Consider the following 2,718-nt stretch of genomic DNA (forward strand, 5'->3'; position numbering starts at 1 on the left):
CAATAGATCAAGCAACAGCAAAATACGAATAAAAAGAAATCTTCAATATTAGTCCTTGATATAGTAACCAACCTCTATTTGGAATATAGCAGGATCAGGTCAGCAAATTAGAGAAATCATGCTTATACCTTGATCGAGCTATTGAATCGTTAAGTCGAAAAAAATTGAATTCGCGTTAAAACTTTCAACTGATGATTGCTCGATTGAAGGTTTTCCATTTCTCCTTTTCTCCGGTTTTACCTTCTCCTTTCTTCCTCATTCCAGCAGCCTTTTATTAAAAATCCTGATCGCAATAAAAGAAAACATAACCGTAATTCCGAGCAGAATTAAAACGCTGGGGAAAATATCAGCCAGATGTTTGCTGTACCAGAAAATGTCGGTTATTCCTTTCATTGCCCAGTGATTGAGAGTGAATTTGCCGATCGTCTGGATATATCTGGGCATTATGAAGCTGGGGAACATGGAACCACCAAGAGCGGACATTCCCAATACAATCAAGGTGGAAAGACTTCCCACCTGTTGCTGGTTCTTGCAGATAGAAGCGATGAAAATCCCGACAGATGCACAGGCAAGAGCGGTGACAATGATCATCACGACAAGAGCAGAAACATCCTTGAAAATATTGAGGCTGAAAACCAGCCAGCCGAAAATAAAAAGTACGATCAGTTGAGATAATCCCATCAAACTGATGTAAAACATTTTGGAGACCAGGATCTCGCTTCTTCTCACAGGAGCGATGAGCAGACGATTGATCGTGCCGTTATTTTTCTCATCGATCAGTGATGCTCCGGCGTGAGTTACTGAAAATAGGAGGAACATCACAGCCATTCCCGCTACATATTGGGCGAACATGGAATTTTCTTTTGCTTTGCCAAGTAATTTCACTGACTTCAAATCGACGGGATTATCCATTTTTCCGAAGTTTTGTGATTTATTATCAAGAATCGGATCCCGTGCTTCTGCAGAAGAAAACTGCCGGAAGAAGGGACTTTTCATTATGTTCTTCAGCAGAATCTGGGGGAAATTCTCCATCAGAACTTTGTTGATAATTCCGTTTGTGATTCCGTATTCGATCTGGTATTTGGGATCAAAATGGATTTCAAGCGGGATTTTTCTACCGGTTAGAATACTTTTCTCAAATCCTTTGGGAATATAGATCCCGAGTTTGCGCTTTCCTTCCCTGATCCATTCATCCATGGAATTCTGATCGAACGGGATATATTCATCATTCTTTTTTCGTTTCGTATGAACAGCCAGTTCCTGCAGACTATCCAGAATTGCAGTAAATTTTTTGGAAAATTCGGTTCTATCTTCATCGACCAGTATAACCTTGATCTCGTTGATTCCTCCCGTTTTTCCAAATCCACCGAATACTGCTCCGAAAATGAGTGTGATCACCATCGGCACGAGATAGGTTAAAGCAACTGCTGATCTGCTTTTGAAAAACATTTTAAAATCCTTTTTTATGAGTGGTATTATGTTCATTAATTTTTCTCCTTTTACCTCATCTTGATCCTCTTCTAAAAGGAGAGGAAAATCTCCTCTTGAGAGGAGTCCGGCTTTAGCCGGGAGGTGTGTTTATTCTTTGACTCGCAGCGAAGCGTGAGTTAAGAACAACCAATATAAACAGCAGGCAATTCTCGACTCACACTTCCTTCGGTCTTTGCGAGTCAAGTCTTGCCAATATTTATTCGTCTCTCAATTCCCTTCCGGTCAATTTCAGGAAGAGTTTCTCCAGGTTTGGTTTGTTGAAATCAATTTCTTCGATTTCATCTTCATTTTGTTTGATTGAATTAAGAATTCCGGACAAATTTCCAATCAGATTTTCTCCTGAAATTAATATTGAATTATTACTGATTTTTGTTAATTGGAACTCATTCAATACTTTTTGGAATTCCTTGAAATCGATGCTATTTTTGAATTTGATGGTTATACTGTTTTCATCTTCCAGAAGTTTGAACAATTCTTCTTTTGTTCCCAAAGCGATTATCTTTCCGTGATCAATGATCGCAATCCGCTTACATAATCTTTCTGCTTCTTCCATATAATGCGTGGTGAAAATGATCGTTTTGCCGATAGAATTCAACTGCTCGATCATCTCGAAAATGAAATTCCTGGATTGCGGATCAACTCCGACAGTCGGTTCATCCATTAATATTATTTCCGGGTTGTGAAGAAGTCCGGCAGCGATGTTTATGCGTCGTTTCATTCCACCGGAATATTTTTTCAGAGGATCATTTCGACGGTCATAAAGTCCAACCATTTTCAGGATTTCTTCACAGCGTTTTTTCAGTTCAGGTTTGGAAATGCTGTAAATTTCTCCCCAGAATTTCAGGTTTTCAAAAGCTGTTAATTCATCATAAAGTGCGATTTCCTGCGGGATGATGCCGATCTTTTGTTTGATCTTTTCTTTATTATCTCTTAACGATAGATCATTTATGAAAATCTCTCCTTCATCGAACGGCAGGAATGTATTTATGATATTTATCATCGTTGTTTTTCCTGCTCCATTCGGACCGAGCAGACCGAAGAGTTCTCCTTTTTCGATCTTTAAGGATACATTTTGCAGAGCTTTATTTTCTCCGTAGTTTTTAGAGATGTTTTTTAAGTTGATCATATTCTTCCCTTCCCAGTAAAACAACTTGCAAAGCTGTTATTTTTTCTTAACAAGATAGCATCTTGTTTTACACAAACGATTGATTTTTTAAATATTTCATC

General features: G+C 38.4%; 2 protein-coding genes. Both read right to left on the bottom strand.

Annotated elements, in window-relative coordinates; translation table 11 throughout:
• Positions 1–255: 255 nt before the first annotated feature.
• Complete coding sequence (locus tag ENL20_06700) at positions 256–1,485, bottom strand: ABC transporter permease (GenBank protein ID HHE38245.1); 1,230 nt, start codon at positions 1,483–1,485, stop codon at positions 256–258.
• 202 nt (positions 1,486–1,687) lie between these two features.
• Complete coding sequence (locus ENL20_06705) at positions 1,688–2,617, bottom strand: ABC transporter ATP-binding protein (GenBank protein ID HHE38246.1); 930 nt, start codon at positions 2,615–2,617, stop codon at positions 1,688–1,690.
• Between the last annotated feature and the right edge of the window lie 101 nt (positions 2,618–2,718).

This window comes from Candidatus Cloacimonadota bacterium, from assembly GCA_011372345.1.
Taxonomy (GTDB): domain Bacteria; phylum Cloacimonadota; class Cloacimonadia; order Cloacimonadales; family TCS61; genus DRTC01.

Excerpts from the sequence above, each read along its gene's own strand:
- ENL20_06700 (HHE38245.1), bottom strand. The coding sequence starts at position 1,485 with ATGAACATAATACCACTCATAAAAAAGGATTTTAAAATGTTTTTCAAA.
- ENL20_06705 (HHE38246.1), bottom strand. The coding sequence starts at position 2,617 with ATGATCAACTTAAAAAACATCTCTAAAAACTACGGAGAAAATAAAGCT.